This window comes from Marinospirillum sp. (assembly GCF_044810985.1).
Classification (GTDB): Bacteria; Pseudomonadota; Gammaproteobacteria; order Pseudomonadales; family Halomonadaceae; genus Marinospirillum.
On the sequence record NZ_CP085242.1, the window covers coordinates 1497686 to 1516565 of the forward strand.

An 18880-nucleotide genomic window follows, 5' to 3' on the forward strand; every position below is an offset into this window, starting at 1 on the left:
CACATGCGGGGTAACTTGCGGGGTGGTTTCTTTTTCTGCGCAACTTGCGCTAAGGTGGTCTGAATCAAGGAACCTGACTCAAGTTAGCCATGCCCCCAGCACCCAGAAAAAAGAAAGCCTCTCGCAAGAAGCCGCATCATCCCCTGGTGGAGAAGCTGCTGGCGTGGCTGGCTGTGCCCTGGCGCTGGTTGAATCGTCTGGTCTACTGGCTGGGGTGGTTGACGCTGGGTTTAATTCTGCTGCTGTCAGCCGGTCTTTTCACCTTTTTTTATACCCTACCGGATGCGGTAAATCCTTCTTTTGAGGAGTTGCAGGCCCAGGCTGAGGCGAGGGTAAAGGCCAGGCTGGAGGCACCGGATGCTTATTACCAGTGGACACCCTTGCGCCGGGTGAATCGGGATCTTTTGTATGCGGTGGTGCTGGCCGAGGATGCGCGTTTTTTTGAACACCGGGGCCTGGATTACGATGCCCTTCTGGATGCTTTTATTACCAACCTTCGCCGTGGAGAAACCGCTTTTGGCGGCAGCACCATCAGCCAGCAGGCGGTCAAGAATCTGTTTTTAACCCCTCGCCAGAGTTATTTTCGCAAGATTCAGGAAGCAATTCTGACCCGGCGGCTGGAAAATCGCCTGAGCAAGAACCAGATTCTGGAGTTGTACCTGAATCTGGCCGAGTTCGGGCCGGATGTTTATGGCGTGGCGGCTGCCGGCCGTCACTATTTCGGCAAGCCACCTGCTGCGATCAATGCTGCCGAAGGGGCTTATCTGGCTTTGATGCTGCCCAGCCCCAGGCGCTATCACTACACTTTATTTCAGAACCGTAATGTCACGCCGGGCCTGCAGCGCAAGTATCAGCGGATTTTGCAGGGTATGAGTCATGCCAATTACATTTCCCGGGCGCAGTTAAATCGCTATCTGCCGCTGATCCGAAGAAATGACTGGCCAGAACGCCGACCCTGACGGGTGACTTTTGTCGTCCTTCCTTGGATAATGGCAGGCTATTTTTCAGTAACTCGCAAATCTTGCAAGGTCAGTCCAATTACATGAAAGCCTTTATTACCGCTCAGTTAGATCAGGTTGTTATCCAGCTTAAATCCGAAGCCCTGTTGCCCGAGGATTTTCAGCCACGCGTTCAGATCGATAATACCAAAGACAAGGCTCATGGCGACCTGGCCAGCAATCTGGCTCTGATGACGGCCAAAAAGGCCGGGATGAAACCCCGGGATCTGGCCGAGAAGGTGGTCGCGATGCTGGAAGCGGATAATGCTTTCATGCAGAAAGTCAGCAAAATGGAAATTGCCGGGCCGGGTTTTATTAATTTTTTCCTCTCTACCAGTGCCCTGACTTCAGTCGTCAACGACATTCTTGGTCAGCAAGCCGCTTTTGGTCACAGCAACCAGGGCCAGGGTGAGAAGGTGCAGGTGGAATTTGTATCCGCCAATCCAACCGGCCCGCTGCATGTCGGTCATGGTCGAGGTGCTGCGGTGGGGGATTGCCTGTGTCGTTTATTGCAAGCCACCGGCTGGGATATCACCCGTGAATTTTATTACAACGATGCCGGTGCCCAGATCACTAATCTGGCCTTGTCGGTTCAGGCGCGTGTCAAAGGCTTGACCCCGGAAGATGCGGGCTGGCCGGAAAATGGTTACCGCGGTGAATACATTAAAGATGTAGCCGCCGATTATCTGGCGGAAAAAACGGTTACTGCCGATGATCAGCAAGTCAAGGCAGCCGGTGATCCTGAAGATCTGGAAGCCATACGGCGTTTTGCCGTGGCCAGCCTGCGCCGGGAACAGGACCTGGACCTCAAGGCTTTTGGTGTGGAGTTTGATGTCTACTTTCTGGAGTCTTCCCTTTATGAAGAAGGCAAGGTGGAAGCCGCTGTTCAGCAGTTGATTGATAATGGCTTTACCTACGAGGAAGGCGGTGCCCTCTGGCTGCGTACCACCGACTTTGGTGATGATAAAGACCGGGTGATGCGTAAAACCGATGGCAACTACACTTATTTTGTGCCCGATGTCGCCTACCATCTCAACAAGTGGCAGCGGGGCTTTAAAAAGGTCATTAATGAGCAGGGTGCAGATCACCATTCCACCATTACCCGTGTACGTGCGGGCCTTCAGGCTCTGAAACAGGATATCCCTGAAGGCTGGCCGGATTATGTGCTGCACCAGATGGTGACCGTCATGCGCAGTGGTGAAGAGGTGAAAATCTCCAAGCGCGCAGGCAGTTATGTCACCCTGAGGGATTTAATTGATGAAGTGGGTTGTGATGCCACGCGTTACTTCCTGGCCGCCAGAGCAGCGACTTCACAGTTGACCTTTGATATTGATCTGGCACGCTCCCAGACCAATGACAATCCGGTTTACTATATTCAGTATGCCCATGCGCGCCTGTGCAGTGTCGCCCGTCAGGCTGAAGAAAAAGGTTACAGCTGGTCACTGGAAGCCACGGATCTGGAACGCTTGAATACCGAACAGGAACAGGCGCTCCTGAATCAGCTGGCGCGCTTCCCGGAAGTGGTGGCCATTGCCGCGCGTGAACTGGAGCCGCATCTGATTGCCCAATACCTGCGTGAGGTGGCAGCGGCCATGCATTCCTGGTACAACGCCTGTCAGTTTCTGGTGGAAGAGCAGGCCCTGCGGGATGCCCGCCTGGCTCTGGCTGCAGCCACCCGGCAAGTCCTGGCCAATGGTTTGCAGTTGTTGGGCGTATCTGCCCCCGAGTCTATGTAACACTAAAGCCCCAGTGGCGAGAGAGGTGAAAAATGGCTCATGATTTTGCCAGTCGACAGCGCAAAAAGAGCCAGCCTGAACCGGGAGAGCACCGGGTGAGAGGTGCTGTGCCGAAAACAGCTGAAACACCGGAAGACAAGACGGCTTCCGGTCTCTGGAGCCGCTTGCCGGGTTGGGGCTGGTTGAGTGTTGGCTTGGTGGCCGGTTTTGTCCTGGCCCAGATGTTCAGCTCGTCTCCCAGCCAGGAGCCGGTTGCTGCCCAGGAAACACCAGACTCCCAGCCGGAAGCCGAAGTGCTTGTGGAAGAGTCAGCTGAAGACGGGAGCCAGCCCCGATTTGATTTTTACACCCTCCTCCCGGAAAGCGAAGTGATTGCACCCAAGATAGAGGCGTATCAATCCACACCCAGGGATGCGGTTGATCAACCCAGCTTCATGCTTCAGGTTGGCTCTTTTCGCACCCCGACCGATGCCGTCCGCCAGCAGGAGCGTCTGCAGGAACTGGGGTTTGAGGAGGTGCGCATCCATCCGGTGGAAACAGGAGAGGGTGATATCTGGCATCGGGTGCAAATCGGCCCTTTCCAGGATCGTCGAACCCTGGCCAGAGCACAGGATGATATTGCCGCTGCAGGTCTGGAATTCATGCTGCTGCGCCTGAAAAAAGAAGACACTTCAGAAGAGCCTCAGGAACGCCTGGCCACCCCTGTGGAAGTCAGAGACGAATTAACCGAATAACCTGTTTAAGGAGACAGCATGACCACTATTGTTTGCGTGCGTCGCGATGATGAAGTTTTCCTGGGAGGAGACGGTCAGGTCTCTCTGGGCAATACCGTGATGAAAGGCAATGCCCGCAAGGTTCGCCGCTTGTATCATGACAAGATTCTCGCGGGTTTTGCTGGTGGAACAGCCGATGCCTTCACTCTGTTTGAGCGCTTTGAAGGCCAACTGGAAAAGCATCAGGGCCAGCTGGTGCGGGCGGCTGTGGAAATGGCCAAAGACTGGCGAACCGATCGCGCTCTGCGTCGCCTGGAAGCCATGTTGGTGGTAGCGGATGAAACCGCCACGCTTTGCATCAGCGGCACTGGTGATGTCATCGAGCCGGAACACGGTGTTCTGGCGATTGGTTCCGGTGGCAACTTTGCCTTGGCTGCCGCCCGCGCCCTGCTGGAAAATACCGATTTGAGTGCCAGAGATATCGTGGAAAAAAGCCTGCGCATGGCAGGTGATATCTGTGTGTTTACCAACCACGACATGACTATAGAAGGCTTGAAGAAATGAGCAGCATGACCCCGAGAGAAATCGTCAGCGAACTGGATCGTTTCATCATCGGCCAGGCCGAAGCCAAACGCTCAGTGGCTATTGCCCTGCGTAACCGCTGGCGCCGGATGCAACTCGATCCGGATCTGCGTGCCGAAGTCACCCCCAAGAACATTCTGATGATCGGCCCCACGGGTGTGGGTAAAACTGAAATTGCCCGGCGTCTGGCCAAACTGGCGCGCGCTCCTTTCATCAAGGTGGAAGCTACCAAGTTTACCGAAGTGGGTTATGTCGGTCGTGATGTGGAAACCATCATTCGCGATCTGGCCGAGTCCTCGGTCAAGATGCTGCGCGAAGAGGCGATGAAAAAAAATCGTCACCCTGCTGAGGATGCTGCCGAAGAGCGCATCCTGGATGCTCTGCTGCCCCCGGCCAGGGATAATAACAACCAGCCCCTGCAGGAAACCGAAGAATCCTCCACCCGCCAGATGTTCCGCAAGAAATTGCGTGAAGGCCAACTGGACGACAAGGAAATCGATATCGAAGTAGCGGGCCCCCAGGTTGGTGTGGAAATCATGAGTCCGCCGGGTATGGAAGAAATGACTCAGCAGCTGCAGAGCATGTTTTCCAACATGAACCAGGACAAGAAAAAAAGCCGCAAAATGAAAATCCGCGATGCCCAGCGGATCATCCGTGATGAAGAAGCCGCCCGCCTGATCAACGAAGAAGAAATCAAGCGTGAAGCCGTGGATCTGGTGGAACAAAACGGCATCGTTTTCCTGGATGAGCTGGACAAGGTCTGCAAGCGCGGTGAAAACGCCTCCAGCGATGTTTCCCGTGATGGCGTTCAGCGTGACCTTTTGCCGCTGATTGAAGGTAGCACCGTCACCACCAAATACGGCATGATCAAAACCGATCACATCCTGTTTATTGCTTCCGGTGCCTTTCACCTGGCCAAGCCTTCCGACCTGATTCCTGAGCTGCAGGGTCGTTTGCCGATTCGTGTGGAACTCAAGGCCCTGACACCCGAAGACTTCCGGCGCATCCTCACCGAGCCGGATGCTTCCCTGACCCGCCAGGCCACGGCCCTGATGGCCACCGAAGGAGTGGATGTCAGCTTCACTGATGACGGCATCAACCGCCTGGCGGAAATTGCCTTTCAGGTGAATGAAAACACCGACAACATCGGTGCCCGTCGCCTGCATACCGTCATGGAGCGCCTGCTGGAAGAAGCCAGCTATGATGCCGACAAACTGGGCGGCAAACTGGTCGTGGATGCTGCCTATGTCGACCAGCAACTGGGCGAACTGGCCAGAGACGAGGATCTTTCTCGTTATATCCTCTAGGAGACGGCAATGACAGAAATGAATGAAGCTCCGCAGCCAGAGAAGGTGAATTACAGTAAAAGCCGCCAGTGCCTAGAGTTGACTTATGCCAGTGGCGAAGCTTTTGACCTGTCTGCGGAAATGTTGCGGGTTCTCTCGCCTTCTGCAGAAGTGCAGGGGCACGGCAGCCCTATTTTGCAGACCGGCAAAAAGGACGTTCGTATCTGGAAAATTGAGCCGGTGGGCCGCTATGCACTCAAGCTTTCTTTTGATGATGGCCATGACTCCGGGCTTTTTTCCTGGGACTACCTCTGGCATCTGGGCCAGAATAAGGAAAGACTCTGGCAGGAGTATTTGGACAAGCTGGCTGCTGCCGGAGAAAGCCGGGAACCCAAGTTGATTCCTTTGGCAGTGGATGCTGGCCAGAAAAATTAAATTATTTGGTTAGCAATGGGGTGCAAGGTGCTGCTTGTCAGGCTGTCCACGACAGGAGGTCGTGGCCAGAGCTTACAGGGACGTATTCACGCGTCCTGACAAGTACGTACCTTGCGCCCTTCCGGTAGCAGGTTATTTATAAAACAGTTTTCAGGACTCAGGCCATGACTCAGGATTCACAGCAGGCAGAACAGCAGAAAAAAACCGCTGATTTCGGTTATCAGGAAGTGCCCTACGAAGAGAAACAAAAGCGCGTGGCCGGGGTGTTTGATTCCGTGGCCGCCAAGTACGATCTGATGAATGATTTGATGTCCATGGGCGTGCATCGCCTGTGGAAAAAATTCACCATTGAACTGTCCGGTGTACGCAAGGGCCATCGGGTTCTGGATATTGCCGGGGGTACGGGTGATCTCACCCTGCAGTTCTCGCGCCTGGTGGGTGAGGAAGGCGAGGTGATTCTGGCCGATATCAATGCCTCTATGCTGAAGGTGGGACGTGATCGCCTGCTGGATCGTGGCTATGGCGGCAATATCCAGTTTGTTCAGGCCAATGCTGAATCCCTGCCTTTCCCGGACAATCATTTTGATGTGATTACCATTGCCTTTGGCCTGCGTAATGTCACGGACAAGGACAAGGCGCTGAAGGATATGGCGCGGATTCTCAAGCCCGGTGGACGCCTGCTGGTGCTGGAATTCTCCAAGCCCACCAACCCGCTGATGAGCAAGGTGTATGATGCCTATTCCTTCACCGCACTGCCTTTCATGGGCAAGTTGTTTGCCGGTGACAGTGATTCCTACCGCTATCTGGCGGAGTCCATTCGTATGCACCCGGATCAGGAAACCCTGAAGGGCATGATGGAAAAAGCCGGTCTCAGTGAAGTGGAATACCACAATATGACTTCGGGTGTGGTGGCTTTGCACCGAGGCATCAAGCTGTAATTGCTAACAGGACTGAACAATCATGCAACTGCCATTGGCTGCCCTGACAGCCCTGGAAAATCTGGTCAATCCCCTACTGCGTCAAGTGGTTGCGCAGGCCGGGGCAACGGCTGCCAACCTGGATGAATTGCAGGATTCCTGCCTGGAGATACGCATTGCTCCCTGGGGTTTGCAGGTGTTTTTGTTGGTAACCCCCGATGGTCTGTATTTTCACCGTACTCTGGAAACTGAGCCGGATGCCTGGGTGGAAGCCACGCCCCAGGCCTATCTGAAGATGGCGACCCAACCTGCCGCCAGTGGTGTCCTCTTCACTCCTGAAGTCAAAGTGGGCGGCGATACCCGCAAACTGGAGTTGCTGCAGGATCTGATTGCTTCCCTGGGTCTGGATACCGGTGATCTGGTGGCTCGTTTCAGCGGGCCTTTACCTCTGGCCGGTTTGCAGGCTGGGTTTACACAGTTGCGCAGCTGGGGTTCTCGAGCTTCAGCAGCGGCTCGACGTGACCTTAAGGATTATCTGGAAGAGGAAAGCGGAATTCTGCCCGGACAAAACAGCCTGCATCTACTGGAATCCGGCCTGGAAGAATTGCGGCTGGATGTGGATCGCCTGGAAGCCCGTATCCGTTTGCTGGAAGCGGCCAGAAAACAAGCTGGAGAAACCTAGTGGGCCGTTTGTACCGTGCATTCAAAATCAGCTGGATTATTGTTCGTTACCGCCTGGATATCCTGATTCCTCTGGACAAGCTGCCCACCTTTCTGGTGCTTTTGCTGAAGTTGAATCCAGCCCGTCTGTTTCCTCTGGGTCAACACAGCCGGGGCGAAAGGCTGCGTTTGTCGCTGGAAGAGCTGGGGCCTATTTTTGTTAAGTTCGGGCAGATGCTTTCAACCCGGCGCGATCTTCTGCCGGGCGATGTCGCCGATGAATTGAAGCGGCTTCAGGATCAGGTGCCGCCTTTTTCCGCTGCTCTGGCCAAGGCCACGATTGAAAAGTCCTTGGGTATGAGCGTTGCCGAAGCTTTTGCTGAATTCGGCAGTGAAGCTCTGGCTTCGGCTTCTGTTGCCCAGGTGCATACCGCAAAGCTGCATACGGGCGAAGAGGTGGTGGTCAAGGTGATTCGCCCCGGTATTCACAAGGTGATCCGCAAGGATATTCAGCTACTTTATATGCTGGCCCGCCTGGTTCTCTGGCTGGTGCCGGATGCCCGGCGCCTGCACCCTGTGGAAGTGGTGGCCGATTATGAAATCAGCCTGATGGATGAGCTGGATATGCAAAAGGAAGCAGCCAACACTTCCCAGCTCAAACGCAATTTTCTGAATTCCCATCTTTTGTATGTTCCGGCCATTCACTGGTCGTTTACCCGCAGAAACGTCATGGTTCAGGAGCGTATCTACGGGGTTCCGGTGGCTGAAGTGGAAGTCCTCAAACAGCAGGGCGTGAACATGAAAAAGCTGGCTGAACGCGGGGTGGAAATCTTTTTTACCCAGGTGTTTCGGGACAACTTTTTTCATGCCGATATGCACCCCGGTAATATTTTTGTGGATACCAGCAAGCCGGAAAGCCCTCGCTACATTGCCATTGACTGCGGTATTGTCGGTTCTCTCAGTATTGAAGATCAAAACTATCTGGCACGGAACCTTCTGGCCTTTTTCAAGCAGGACTACTACGAAGTGGCGCGGCTGCATATTGAATCCGGCTGGGTGGGTGAAGGCACCCGAGCCAATGAGTTTGCTGCGGCAATACGTGCCGTCTGTGAGCCCATCTTTGAAAAGCCCCTGAAGGACATTTCCTTTGGTCAGGTGCTTCTGGGTTTGTTTCAGACAGCCCGACGCTTCAATATGGAGGTTCAACCGCAACTGGTTCTGTTGCAGAAAACCCTGCTGAATATTGAAGGTCTGGGGCGTCAGCTTTACCCGGAGCTGGATCTCTGGACAACCGCCAAACCCTTCCTGGAAAACTGGATGAAACAACGCGTGGGGCCGCGCGGTATTCTGCTGAAAGCCAAGGAGAAGCTGCCGGACTGGCTGGAACAGGTGCCTGAACTGCCCCAGTTGGCGCATGAAAGCCTGTCACAGCTGCGCAACTGGCAGGAAGACCAGCGCGAACAACGCCGTATACTGACGGAAATCCGCCTGGAAATGGCCCGTTCCCGAAGGCGTACCGGTCAGTTGGCCATGGGCTTGCTGTTGCTGGCTTTGGGGCTGGTCAGTGGAGTCGGGGAAATGCTGTTGCCGCTTCTGGACGGTGAATGGCAGCCCTGGGTCTTGGTCACAGCCGGAGCGCTGGTGCTCTTGAGGCGGTAAAAGCAGGGTCTTCGCTATATGGTGCAGGCTGTTGCTTTAAGCTATGCTAGGCAGCCTTTTTATGATGATTGCCAAGGCTTGATGAGCGTATGAGTGATATTCTTCAACAGTTGGAAAAAATTCTGGATGAAAGGCGTGAGGCCGCACCGGAGACCTCCTATGTGGCCCAGCTGCATGGCAAGGGACTGAACAAGATACTGGAGAAGGTGGGCGAAGAAGCAACAGAAACCCTGTTGGCCGCCAAGGATGCCCAGCAAACGGGTGACCACCAAGAGGTGATTGCAGAAACAGCGGATCTTTGGTTTCATTCTCTGGTTATGTTATCGCATCTGGGAATCAGCCATCAGGAAGTTCTGGATGAGCTGGCAAGACGTATGGGTATTTCCGGCCTGGAAGAAAAAGCCAGCCGCAACAAGTAACTGACAACGATAAAGCAGGAGAAGAACATGGGCTTTGGTGGCATTAGCATCTGGCAACTACTGATTGTACTGGGCATTATCATTCTGATTTTTGGAACCAAGAAACTGCGTAATCTGGGCGGTGACCTGGGAGGTGCAGTCAAGGGCTTCAAATCCGCCATGAAAGATGGTGAAAAAGATATGGAAGAAGACCTGAAAAACAAGAAGGATAAAGAGGACGACAAACTGCAAAAGAATGCTTCCGATGAAGAAGTCATCGATGTGAAAGCGGAATCCGTTAATGAACAGGAGAAGGAGCGCAAATAAGCGCTACAGACTATGTTCGATATCGGCTTTTTTGAGCTTTTACTGCTGGCCATCGTCGGATTGCTGGTACTCGGCCCGCAGCGTCTTCCCCAGGCGGTGCGGACTGTGGGTTTGTATATAGGCCGCATTCGCAAGGCTGTGAGTGGCATTCAGCAGGAAGTGAATGAGCAGTTGCAGCTTGAAGAAATGCGCCAACGCCTGTCTGAGCATGAAAAAAAAGTGAAGTCCGGCATTCTGGATGCTGAAAAGGAACTGGAAAAAGACATGCAGGTAAAGGACTCACCCCAGTCCCAGAAAGACACGAAAGCCCCGTCCGAGGCGGCTGATTCCAAACAGGAGGACAAGTCCTCATGACCCAGGAAGAACAGGATTCGGCTGCTGCAGAGGCTACGGACACTTCGGAGACCACCAGCACAACACCAGGCCACGCTCCGCTGGTCGAGCATCTGGTTGAGCTGAGGGATCGCATTATTAAAATGCTGCTGGTGGTGCTGGCCATCTTTCTTGGCTTGTTCTTTTTTGCCAACGATATTTATCTGTTTATTTCCGAACCCTTGCGGCTTTTGATGCCTGAAGGCACTCAGATGATCGCTACCGAGGTGGCCTCACCTTTTTTAGCGCCTTTCAAGTTGACCTTGTTCGCAGCCGTTGTGATTGCCATGCCTTTTATACTTCTGCAGGTCTGGGGTTTTATTGCGCCCGGCCTGTATGAGCATGAGAAAAAGCTGGCTTTTCCGATTGTTGCTTCCAGTATTCTGCTTTTTTATGCCGGTATGGCGTTTGCCTACTATGCCGTTTTCCCGCTGCTGTTCGCCTTCTTCACCACGGCGGCACCCGAAGGGGTGGCTGTGATGACGGATATTAATGCCTATTTGAACTTTGTCCTCAAACTCTTTTTTGCGTTTGGGCTGGCTTTTGAAATTCCTGTGGCGACGGTATTAATGGTTCTGGCCGGTGTGACCAGTGTTGATAAACTGGCTGCAAAAAGAATGTATGTTATTTTAGGTTGTTTTGTAACAGGCATGTTACTTACGCCGCCGGATATCTTTTCTCAAACCCTATTGGCCGTGCCTATGTGGTTGTTGTTTGAATTGGGTATATTGATTTCGCGCTTACTTCCCCGTAGAAAAGAAGAAGAATGAAATAAATATTTACATTAACAAACAATAAACCCGGCTTATGGCCGGGTTTATTGTTTTATATCAATTGTGGGCTGGAAGTTTTATTGATATATATGAATCTCTGAGGAAATAATGATCAGCAAATGGAGCCTGAGATGGTAGAAAGCAGTAAAGTCTTGTATGAAGACGATGAACACCAGTACATCTGGTTCGGCTGGGAGGATCCTGACACGGAAGAAAGTCTGGTGCAGTCCAACCAGGTGCTGGTGATTAACCAGGATCAAGGCTATCTGTTTGATCCGGGCGGGGCTTTCATTTTTTCGGAAGTGGCAGCCGAAGTGAACAAGTACATACCTCTGGAACAGATCCGCTATCTGCTAGCCACCCACCAGGACCCGGATGTTCTTTCGTCGGTGACTCTCTGGTTGAAAGCCACCAATGCCCGCCTGCTGGTCTCCCGCCTGTGGATACGTTTTGTTTCCCATTTTGGCTTCAGTGACAACAGCCGCCTGGTAGCCATTGAAGATCGGGGCAAGATGATCAAGCTGCCCAGCGGAGGCGAGATAGTGATGTTGCCTGCCCACTTTTTACACAGTGAAGGTAACTTCTGTTTTTATGACAGTCGCTCGAAAATCCTCTTTTCCGGTGATATCGGTGCTGCTGTTTTTCCGCGTGGGAAACGCTATTTGATGGTGGAAAACTGGGAAGAACATCTCCCTTATACCGAAGGATTCCATAAACGCTATATGGGCAACAATACAGCCCTACGCAAATGGGTTGCCATGATTCGCCAGTACCCTCTGGAAATGATTGTTCCTCAGCATGGTGCCATTATTGGCAAGGAGCATATCCCTGCCTTTCTGGACTGGCTGGAAAATCTGGAATGCGGTACTGATCTGCTCGACGAATACTACGGATTTTGAGCTGGCTCAGTTTTAATGGGTTGTAAATAACCTACAGTAGCAAGATAACCAACAAGGATCAGGAGCCTGCTACGATGACTAGAAACCTGGAAGATAGTTGCCTGCTGTATGAGGATGACGAGCATGAGTTCGTCTGGTTTGGCTGGGAAGAAGAGGAGGGGTCCAATTCTTTCGTGCAAACCAACCAATGCCTGATCATCAACGGTGGACAGGGCTACCTGTTTGACCCCGGTGGAACCTATGTCTTCCACCAGGTACTGGAGCAGGTCACCCGTTATTTGCACCCGCGCCAGATTAATACGCTGATTGCCACTCATCAGGACCCGGATGTCTGTTCCTCAGCACCCTACTGGATGAAGGCAACCGATGCCAAGCTGCTGATCTCGCGTTTGTGGTTGCACTTTGTGTCGCATTTTGGCATGGATGAGCCGGAGCGAGTGGTTCCTCTGCCAGACAAGGGCGCCAAATTGAGATTGCCGTCAGGGGATCATTTGCTGCTTTTGCCTGCGCACTTTTTGCACAGTGAAGGCAACTTCAGCATCTTTGATGAACGCTCGGGGATTCTTTTCTCCGGTGATATTGGAGCTTCTATTTTTCCGCCGGGGAAACGGAAGGTTTATGTTGATGATTTTGAAGAGCATAAAGCTTTTATTGAACCTTTTCACAAACGCTATATGCACTCAAATGCGGTGTGTCAGCACTGGGTGAAGCAGATTCGCAATCTGTCCACCCCCGTTAAAATGATAGTGCCCCAGCATGGTGCCATGTTTCAGGGTGAGCAGGTTGAGAACTTTTTGTCCTGGTTTGAGGCTCTAGAATGTGGTGGTGATCATTTACAGGCGATTTACTCTGGTCAGCCTGTTTAGGTTGCAGACCAACTGCAAGGATTAGCTTATGTTGTTGCGTGATTTTGAGTTGTCCCGGATAACTCCTGAATTGCTGAAAATTGATCAGCCGGTGCCCTGGCCGATCTATGATGAGTTCGGCAAATTGCTGATGGCCAAGGGTGCCATTCTGAAATCAGATCGGCAAAAGGAGGTTCTGACACGAGTCGGGCTTTTTGCCCGGGAAATCAAGCCGGATCCCGAAAGCTTGATTCCTCAGCCGGTGCGTTTCCGCCGCAAGGTGAATCCTTTTGCTGAATTTGATGAACTGTGTCTGAAGTTGGAGGAAGTTTTCCAACTGATGGATAAGGACAAGGTGCCCAATCCCGGCGTGGTTAAAAAGCGCGTTTACGACATAGCCACCCACATTCAGGGTCTGACGGAATACGATGCCGATGCTCTGCTGGGGGCTGTACACCTGGCTGATCAGTTTCCCTACCATGTACATCATCCTATGCAGATTGCAGTTCTTTCCGAGCTGATTATGGAGCGTCTGCAGGTCGAACAGGAGGTGCGGCTGTCGGTACTGGCTGCAGCCCTGACCTGTAATCTGGCCATGAACCCTTACCAGCAACGTCTGCACCAGCAAAAGCAGCCCCTTAACGATCAGCAGCGTGCGGTGATTGAAAAACACCCTGAGCAGAGTCGCCAGAAACTGGAGGCTGTGGGTGTGGATGATGTGCTCTGGCTGGAGCTGGTGGCTCAGCATCATGAGAAGCTGGATGGTACGGGTTATCCGCGGGGGCTGAAAGATGACGACATTCGTCGCGAAGCCAGGGTTCTGGCTTTGGCTGATGTCTACACAGCCATGGTGACACCCCGCCCTTACCGCAACCCCATCAAGCACAAGGATTCCTTGAAGAATATCTTTACCCAGAGAGGCAGCAAGTTTGATTCCAAGCTGACCCTGCTGTTTCTGAATGAGCTGGGGCTTTATCCACCCGGAGTTTATGTCAGGCTGAGTAATGGTGAGCTGGCTGTGGTGGTCGGGCGCACTCCCGATCCCAAGTCGCCTCTGGTGGCCAGTGTCAAAAAACCCAGCGGGGATCTGTTTTTGTCACCTCGACGCCGCAACACGGCCTCGCAGAACTTTGCAATCAAAAGTGCCTGCAATGTTAATGAACGCATCAAAATCAACCCGGCCACCTTGTGGGGGATCGATGCCATTCGCATGAGCAACAAGCCTGATTTGTCAGGTATCACCGATCTGATCTGAAAATCACCCTGCCTTCTGGCAGGGTGATCCGGCGGAATCAGGCCATTTCCAGAACCTTGTCCACCAGTTTGAAAATCCCCGCCTGGGCTTCGGTTAGTCGGGTTGCCAGCAAGTAGGCAGGAGTGGTCACCAGCTTGTTGTTGTTATCCACCACGATCTCATCCACCGGGCAGGTTTTGTGCAAAGCCCCCATGTTGACCAGTGCGCCTTCAATACCCGGATCATTGCCAATCGTACACAAGGCACCAGGGGCGACCAGTTTGGCGGTCAGGGCCGGTGCAATGCACATCAGCCCGATGGGTTTGCCTGCTTTGTGAAAGGCTTGCACGAACTGCTGAACCTGTTGATTGACCTCACAGTCAGCACCCTGGGTGGCAAAGGTTGAAAGGTTTTTGGCCACCCCGAAGCCGCCCGGAAGAATAACGGCATCAAAGTCGTCAGGATTGGCGTTTGCCAGATCCTGAATCTCGCCGCGAGCCACACGTGCGGATTCAGCCAGGACACTGCGCGATGCAGAGCCCTGAGGCTGGCTGTCTGCGGTTTCATCACCTGTGGCATGATTGATGACGTGCATTTGTGGAATATCCGGTGCCAGGCACTGGTAGCTGACATTTTTTTTCTCATCCAGGCGCAGCAGGGTAAGGACGCTTTCGTAAATTTCAGCACCATCCTGAAAGCCACAGCCTGACAGAATCACAGCGATTTTCTTTTGCATTGTCATCTCCTTGTTGCGTTAAACCGGTTAACTCCAACTCTAGTTGCAGGATAGAAGACTGGCAAGCCACCCACCTTCCTGGGAGGCTTCATAAACAGTCGGGTACTGATATACTGCAAGAATTCACAAAGTTTAAGAGGACATTTTTGTGCTTCCAAGTAATCGCCAGTTTCCAGCCACCCGGATGCGTCGTATGCGTGCCGATGATTTTTCCCGTCGCCTGATGCAGGAAACCACTCTGACGGTGAATGACCTGATGGTTCCCTTGTTTGTTCAGGAAGGCGACAACGCCAAAGAGCCCGTGCCTTCCATGCCCGGTGTGGAGCGTTTGAGCCTGGATCTGCTGATCAAGGAAGCCAAAGAGCTGGCTGCTCTGGGAATACCGGCAATAGCACTCTTTCCGGTGATTGACGCCAAAGGCAAAACGGATCTGGCTGAAGAGGCCTACAATGCTGACGGCTTGGTGCAGCGTAGCATCAGAGCACTCAAGGAGGCGGTTCCAGAGCTGGGCATCATGACCGATGTAGCTTTGGACCCTTATACCTCTCACGGTCAGGATGGCATCCTTGATGATCAGGGTTATGTGCTGAATGATCGCACCGTGGAAACCCTGGTAAAGCAGGCCCTGTCGCATGCTCAGGCTGGTGCCGATATTCTGGCTCCTTCGGATATGATGGATGGACGCATCGGTGCCATCCGTACAGAGCTGGAGCAGGGGCAGTTGTTCAATACACGCATTTTGTCCTACGCAGCCAAGTATGCTTCGGCCTACTACGGCCCTTTCCGGGATGCTGTGGGTTCCGCTGCCAATCTGGGCAAGGCCAACAAGGCCAGCTATCAGATGGATCCAGCCAATTCTGATGAGGCTTTGCACGAAGTGGCGATGGATCTGGCCGAGGGTGCGGATATGGTGATGGTCAAACCGGGCATGCCCTACCTGGATATTGTTCAGCGCGTGAAAAAAGAGTTGGGAGTGCCGACCTTTGTCTATCAGGTCAGTGGTGAATATGCCATGCACCTGGCTGCCATTGAAAAGGGCTGGCTGACCGAGGCGGCCATGATGGAAGCTCTTTTGAGCATCAAGCGTGCTGGCAGTGATGGTATTCTGACTTATTTTGGCAAGCGGGCAGCGCAGTTACTGAACACTTGATACAACTTCTGCTGAACAGCAAGGATCTCGGTTATGACAGAAAGCACTTCCAGACAAACCCCCAAAACAGATGCCACCAAAACAGATGAGCAGGACTCCGGACTGGGTTCAGGTACTTCGCCTCGGGCGATACTGCGGATCAACCAAAGCAAAAGCGGGGTACGACGGCGCAAAACCGATGACAGTGTGGATCTGGACAACCCGGAGCTCTACTTTAACCGGGAGCTTTCGCATCTGCAGTTCAACATCCGGGTTTTGGAGCAATCGCTGGATGTCAGTCATCCCTTGCTGAATCGTTTGCTGTTTTTACTGATTTTTTCCAGCAACCTTGATGAGTTTTTTGAAATACGCGTTGCCGGCTTAAGGCGCCAGGTGGCTCTGGATCGGGAAAAGTCCGGTGTTGATGGCATGCGGCCGACGGAAGTGCTGAAAGAGGTCTCCCGCATCTGCCATGAGCAGGTTGAGCGTCAGTATAAGATACTCAATGAAATGCTGTTTCCTGCTCTGGAAGAACAGAAAATACGTTTTATTCGTCGTGACCAATGGACCCGGGCCCAGGAAAAATGGGTGGAAGACTTCTTCAAGGAAGAAATACTGCCGGTGATCAGCCCCATCGGCCTGGATCCGTCGCATCCCTTCCCGCGCCTGGTGAACAAAAGCCTGAATTTTATTGTTTCCCTTGAAGGTAAGGATGCCTTTGGCCGCGAAGGGGGCATGGCTATTCTTCCTGCGCCACGTTCCTTGTCTCGCCTGATTCGTATCCCGGATGAACTCTGTGAAGAAGGCGATAACTTTGTTTTCCTGTCTTCCATGATTCATGCCCATGCCGACCTGCTGTTTCCAGGCATGAAGATCCGGGGCTGTTATCAATTCCGCCTGACGCGTAATGCGGATTTGACGGTGGATTCGGAGGAGGTTTCCGACCTGGCCAGTGCCTTGCGAGGGGAGCTGTTGTCACGGCGTTACGGGGATGCCGTACGCCTGGAAGTGGCGGACAACTGCCCGGATGAACTGGTGAACTTCCTCTTGAAGCAATTCGGGTTGGGTGAAGAAGAACTCTATCGGGTCAATGGCCCGGTCAACCTGAACCGCCTGATGGCCCTGATGGGGCAGGTTAATCGCCCTGATCTGGAGTATTCGCCCTTCACCGCCGGTTTGCCGCGCCTGTTGCGCAAAGACGAGGGGTCAATTTTCCATGCCATTCGTCAGGGGGATATTTTACTGCATCACCCCTTTGAAAGTTTCTCCCCGGTTGAGGATTTGCTGCGTGAAGCCGCCAGTGACCCGGATGTGGTATCCATCAAGCAAACCCTGTATCGCACCGGCCCGGATTCCAATATCGTCAACGCCCTGGTGGAAGCCGCCCGAAACGGTAAGGAAGTGACGGTGGTGATTGAGCTGCGGGCACGCTTTGATGAGGCGGACAACCTGACTCTGGCCAGTCGCCTGCAGGAAGCCGGTGCCATCGTCATCTATGGAGTGGTGGCCTATAAAACCCACGCCAAGATGATGCACCTGCTGCGCAGGGAAAATGGCCAGTTGCATCATTATGCCCACCTGGGCACCGGAAACTACCATGCCAAGACGGCCCGGCTTTATACCGACTATGGGCTGCTGACGGCCAACCCGGAGCTTTGTGAAGATGTGCATCGGGTGTTCCTGCAGCTCTGTGGGATGGGGCAGGTGCTCAATATGCATAAGCTCCTGCATGCTCCCTTTACCCTGCACAAGCGCCTGGTGGAAATGATCGAACGTGAAGCTGAGCAGGCTGCGACTGGAAAAAAAGCCCGTATTATCATCAAAACCAACTCAGTCACTGAACCCAAGCTGATCAAGGCTTTGTATAAAGCCAGTCAGGCGGGGGTGAAGGTGGATATGATCGTGCGTGGCATCTGCTGTCTGAAACCCGGTATCCCCGAAGTTTCCGAAAATATCCGGGTCAGATCAATTATTGGTCGATTTCTTGAGCACACCCGCATCTTTAGTTTCTACAATAACGGCAAGGAAGAAACCTACTGCGCCAGTGCCGATTTCATGGAACGCAACATGTTTCACCGTGTGGAAACCTGCTTCCCGCTGCTGGACAACAAACTGGCGTTAAGGGTGCGCAAGGATCTGGAGACCTATCTGCTGGATAACTGCCAGAGCTGGGAGCTGCAGAGTGATGGCAATTATCAGTTGAACTCACCGGGCAAGGGCAAGGATGAAGTCAGCGCCCAGGAGACTCTTCTGGATGCCTATGCCGAGAAGGTGACCTGAGGCTTGTGTTAAGCTGGTCAGCATAGCAATAACCCTTATACAGGAGAGATAATGACTCAGGCCGCAAATACAAAAACACAAATTGCCGGACTCTGCTGGGTTCGCCCCGAACAGTGGAACCGTCTTCTGGAAGTGGCTGAAGACAGTGATCGTCTGGAAACAACCTGGGAAGAATGGCAGGAAAAAAGCCTGGAAATGATCGAGGTTTTTGCCACCCGCGGTATTCTGATTGAAAAAGTGGACGTGGATATTGAGGCGCTGATTGCCTGGTGCCAGGACAAGGATAAACCGGTCAATGCCTCGACCCGCGCTGAATATGTGACTGCCTTGATGATGGAACAAAAGAAACTGGACAGCAAAGGACAAACCAGACACTGATGACTTCAGAACGCGAATGGAACAAAAAAGTCCGGGCCATTATTAATGCTGCCAAGAAGCTGATCATAGCGGGTGAGAAGGTGACCGGCGAGGCTCTGGCCTTCTTTTTTGAGGATGAGGAACCGGAGTTTCTGGAGAAAATCTGGCAGGATCTCTTCACGGATAATCCTGAGGTTGCCAGGATACGCCTGAGTGATCGGGTGGCGGCCGAGCTGGAAAAACACTTTGAAAGTCAACACGTGCCCATCTATCACAAAGCCTTGGTGATTGAAGAAGTCAGGGTTAAAGCTTGAGGTTCTCGGCTTTTTGTGTTTGACTGCTGATTAAATGAACTGGAGACACCTGATGCAAGCAAACCTTGAAACTCGTTTTTTAGCTAACGGCTATTGGTTTAGTTCCATTACTTGCGTCTGAAATAAAGTGTTTCGGGCGCCTCGTGGCTGCCCAGGCAAAACAGTTTAAAACCCCGGTGCAGCCCACCGGGGTTTTTTTATTGCCTGAAAGCAAGCAAAGCTAGAGATAA

Annotated in this window: 21 protein-coding genes; 20 read left to right on the forward strand and 1 reads right to left on the reverse strand. The window is 52.8% G+C overall.

The features are described from left to right. Positions 1 to 89 precede the first annotated feature (89 nt). The 16 genes from LG323_RS07185 to LG323_RS07260 all read left to right on the forward strand — a co-directional run bounded on the left by LG323_RS07185 (position 90) and on the right by LG323_RS07260 (position 13855). On the forward strand, positions 90 to 959 hold the full coding sequence (locus LG323_RS07185) for a transglycosylase domain-containing protein (RefSeq protein ID WP_404420030.1): 870 nt from the start codon (positions 90 to 92) through the stop codon (positions 957 to 959). A gap of 83 nt (positions 960 to 1042) precedes the next feature. Next, positions 1043 to 2734, forward strand: a complete 1692-nt coding sequence (gene argS / locus LG323_RS07190; RefSeq protein ID WP_404420031.1) for an arginine--tRNA ligase — start codon at positions 1043 to 1045, stop codon at positions 2732 to 2734. Between the two features lie 32 nt (positions 2735 to 2766). After that, the gene (locus tag LG323_RS07195; protein ID WP_310696906.1) at positions 2767 to 3468 is read left to right on the forward strand and encodes an SPOR domain-containing protein; all 702 of its coding nucleotides are present in this window, start codon (positions 2767 to 2769) and stop codon (positions 3466 to 3468) included. A gap of 18 nt (positions 3469 to 3486) precedes the next feature. Further along, positions 3487 to 4011 (forward strand): ATP-dependent protease subunit HslV, encoded by a 525-nt coding sequence (gene hslV / locus LG323_RS07200; RefSeq protein ID WP_310696905.1) that lies wholly within the window; start codon positions 3487 to 3489, stop codon positions 4009 to 4011. Next, entirely contained in the window at positions 4008 to 5336 is a 1329-nt protein-coding gene (gene hslU, locus LG323_RS07205) for an ATP-dependent protease ATPase subunit HslU (RefSeq protein WP_404420032.1), read from the forward strand. Before hslV ends, hslU begins: the two co-directional genes overlap by 4 nt. A gap of 18 nt (positions 5337 to 5354) precedes the next feature. After that, a complete protein-coding gene (locus LG323_RS07210; RefSeq protein ID WP_404420119.1) occupies positions 5355 to 5750 on the forward strand; it encodes a gamma-butyrobetaine hydroxylase-like domain-containing protein in 396 nt (131 codons plus the stop codon). Positions 5751 to 5914: 164 nt separating this feature from the next. Beyond that, positions 5915 to 6688, forward strand: coding sequence for a bifunctional demethylmenaquinone methyltransferase/2-methoxy-6-polyprenyl-1,4-benzoquinol methylase UbiE (gene ubiE, locus LG323_RS07215; protein ID WP_404420033.1), 774 nt, complete (start codon positions 5915 to 5917; stop codon positions 6686 to 6688). Between the two features lie 22 nt (positions 6689 to 6710). Then, positions 6711 to 7349, forward strand: coding sequence for an SCP2 domain-containing protein (locus tag LG323_RS07220; RefSeq protein ID WP_404420034.1), 639 nt, complete (start codon positions 6711 to 6713; stop codon positions 7347 to 7349). Then, entirely contained in the window at positions 7349 to 8986 is a 1638-nt protein-coding gene (gene ubiB, locus LG323_RS07225; RefSeq protein WP_310696901.1) for a ubiquinone biosynthesis regulatory protein kinase UbiB, read from the forward strand. The genes LG323_RS07220 and ubiB overlap by 1 nt, the downstream gene beginning before the upstream one ends. An 89-nt stretch (positions 8987 to 9075) precedes the next feature. Then, positions 9076 to 9405 (forward strand): phosphoribosyl-ATP diphosphatase, encoded by a 330-nt coding sequence (locus LG323_RS07230; protein ID WP_310696900.1) that lies wholly within the window; start codon positions 9076 to 9078, stop codon positions 9403 to 9405. Between the two features lie 27 nt (positions 9406 to 9432). After that, the gene (gene tatA / locus LG323_RS07235; protein WP_310696899.1) at positions 9433 to 9711 is read left to right on the forward strand and encodes a Sec-independent protein translocase subunit TatA; all 279 of its coding nucleotides are present in this window, start codon (positions 9433 to 9435) and stop codon (positions 9709 to 9711) included. Positions 9712 to 9723: 12 nt separating this feature from the next. After that, the gene (gene tatB, locus LG323_RS07240) at positions 9724 to 10065 is read left to right on the forward strand and encodes a Sec-independent protein translocase protein TatB (protein WP_310696898.1); all 342 of its coding nucleotides are present in this window, start codon (positions 9724 to 9726) and stop codon (positions 10063 to 10065) included. Continuing rightward, complete coding sequence (gene tatC, locus LG323_RS07245; protein ID WP_404420035.1) at positions 10062 to 10853, forward strand: twin-arginine translocase subunit TatC; 792 nt, start codon at positions 10062 to 10064, stop codon at positions 10851 to 10853. The genes tatB and tatC overlap by 4 nt, the downstream gene beginning before the upstream one ends. A 134-nt stretch (positions 10854 to 10987) precedes the next feature. Further along, on the forward strand, positions 10988 to 11755 hold the full coding sequence (locus LG323_RS07250) for an MBL fold metallo-hydrolase (protein WP_310696896.1): 768 nt from the start codon (positions 10988 to 10990) through the stop codon (positions 11753 to 11755). 74 nt (positions 11756 to 11829) lie between these two features. After that, entirely contained in the window at positions 11830 to 12621 is a 792-nt protein-coding gene (locus LG323_RS07255; RefSeq protein ID WP_310696895.1) for an MBL fold metallo-hydrolase, read from the forward strand. Positions 12622 to 12649: 28 nt separating this feature from the next. After that, the gene (locus tag LG323_RS07260) at positions 12650 to 13855 is read left to right on the forward strand and encodes an HD-GYP domain-containing protein (RefSeq protein WP_404420036.1); all 1206 of its coding nucleotides are present in this window, start codon (positions 12650 to 12652) and stop codon (positions 13853 to 13855) included. A gap of 37 nt (positions 13856 to 13892) precedes the next feature. Here the strand turns inward: LG323_RS07260 and elbB are convergent, their stop codons facing one another. Continuing rightward, positions 13893 to 14570 carry an isoprenoid biosynthesis glyoxalase ElbB gene (gene elbB, locus LG323_RS07265; RefSeq protein WP_404420037.1) on the reverse strand — a complete coding sequence of 226 codons (678 nt, stop codon included), beginning with the start codon at positions 14568 to 14570 and terminating at the stop codon, positions 13893 to 13895. Positions 14571 to 14754: 184 nt separating this feature from the next. On the opposite strand from elbB, the gene hemB reads away from it, so the two are divergent. From hemB to LG323_RS07285, 4 genes are read left to right on the forward strand one after another with little or no spacing between them, the layout of a single operon-like run. Beyond that, a complete protein-coding gene (gene hemB, locus LG323_RS07270; RefSeq protein ID WP_404420120.1) occupies positions 14755 to 15720 on the forward strand; it encodes a porphobilinogen synthase in 966 nt (321 codons plus the stop codon). 33 nt (positions 15721 to 15753) lie between these two features. Further along, positions 15754 to 17979, forward strand: coding sequence for a polyphosphate kinase 1 (gene ppk1 / locus LG323_RS07275; protein ID WP_404420038.1), 2226 nt, complete (start codon positions 15754 to 15756; stop codon positions 17977 to 17979). Between the two features lie 51 nt (positions 17980 to 18030). Continuing rightward, complete coding sequence (locus tag LG323_RS07280) at positions 18031 to 18357, forward strand: hypothetical protein (protein WP_404420039.1); 327 nt, start codon at positions 18031 to 18033, stop codon at positions 18355 to 18357. Next, complete coding sequence (locus LG323_RS07285; RefSeq protein ID WP_404420040.1) at positions 18357 to 18650, forward strand: hypothetical protein; 294 nt, start codon at positions 18357 to 18359, stop codon at positions 18648 to 18650. The genes LG323_RS07280 and LG323_RS07285 overlap by 1 nt, the downstream gene beginning before the upstream one ends. The last annotated feature ends 230 nt before the right edge of the window (positions 18651 to 18880 follow it).

What these genes read in the sequence shown, in the direction of transcription:
- LG323_RS07185 (WP_404420030.1), top strand. Translation starts at nt 90, where the DNA reads ATGCCCCCAGCACCCAGAAAAAAGAAAGCCTCTCGCAAGAAGCCGCAT.
- argS (WP_404420031.1), top strand. Translation starts at nt 1,043, where the DNA reads ATGAAAGCCTTTATTACCGCTCAGTTAGATCAGGTTGTTATCCAGCTT.
- LG323_RS07195 (WP_310696906.1), top strand. Translation starts at nt 2,767, where the DNA reads ATGGCTCATGATTTTGCCAGTCGACAGCGCAAAAAGAGCCAGCCTGAA.
- hslV (WP_310696905.1), top strand. Translation starts at nt 3,487, where the DNA reads ATGACCACTATTGTTTGCGTGCGTCGCGATGATGAAGTTTTCCTGGGA.
- hslU (WP_404420032.1), top strand. Translation starts at nt 4,008, where the DNA reads ATGAGCAGCATGACCCCGAGAGAAATCGTCAGCGAACTGGATCGTTTC.
- LG323_RS07210 (WP_404420119.1), top strand. Translation starts at nt 5,355, where the DNA reads ATGAATGAAGCTCCGCAGCCAGAGAAGGTGAATTACAGTAAAAGCCGC.
- ubiE (WP_404420033.1), top strand. Translation starts at nt 5,915, where the DNA reads ATGACTCAGGATTCACAGCAGGCAGAACAGCAGAAAAAAACCGCTGAT.
- LG323_RS07220 (WP_404420034.1), top strand. Translation starts at nt 6,711, where the DNA reads ATGCAACTGCCATTGGCTGCCCTGACAGCCCTGGAAAATCTGGTCAAT.
- LG323_RS07230 (WP_310696900.1), top strand. Translation starts at nt 9,076, where the DNA reads ATGAGTGATATTCTTCAACAGTTGGAAAAAATTCTGGATGAAAGGCGT.
- tatA (WP_310696899.1), top strand. Translation starts at nt 9,433, where the DNA reads ATGGGCTTTGGTGGCATTAGCATCTGGCAACTACTGATTGTACTGGGC.
- tatB (WP_310696898.1), top strand. Translation starts at nt 9,724, where the DNA reads ATGTTCGATATCGGCTTTTTTGAGCTTTTACTGCTGGCCATCGTCGGA.
- tatC (WP_404420035.1), top strand. Translation starts at nt 10,062, where the DNA reads ATGACCCAGGAAGAACAGGATTCGGCTGCTGCAGAGGCTACGGACACT.
- LG323_RS07250 (WP_310696896.1), top strand. Translation starts at nt 10,988, where the DNA reads ATGGTAGAAAGCAGTAAAGTCTTGTATGAAGACGATGAACACCAGTAC.
- LG323_RS07255 (WP_310696895.1), top strand. Translation starts at nt 11,830, where the DNA reads ATGACTAGAAACCTGGAAGATAGTTGCCTGCTGTATGAGGATGACGAG.
- LG323_RS07260 (WP_404420036.1), top strand. Translation starts at nt 12,650, where the DNA reads ATGTTGTTGCGTGATTTTGAGTTGTCCCGGATAACTCCTGAATTGCTG.
- elbB (WP_404420037.1), bottom strand. Translation starts at nt 14,570, where the DNA reads ATGCAAAAGAAAATCGCTGTGATTCTGTCAGGCTGTGGCTTTCAGGAT.
- hemB (WP_404420120.1), top strand. Translation starts at nt 14,755, where the DNA reads ATGCGTCGTATGCGTGCCGATGATTTTTCCCGTCGCCTGATGCAGGAA.
- ppk1 (WP_404420038.1), top strand. Translation starts at nt 15,754, where the DNA reads ATGACAGAAAGCACTTCCAGACAAACCCCCAAAACAGATGCCACCAAA.
- LG323_RS07280 (WP_404420039.1), top strand. Translation starts at nt 18,031, where the DNA reads ATGACTCAGGCCGCAAATACAAAAACACAAATTGCCGGACTCTGCTGG.
- LG323_RS07285 (WP_404420040.1), top strand. Translation starts at nt 18,357, where the DNA reads ATGACTTCAGAACGCGAATGGAACAAAAAAGTCCGGGCCATTATTAAT.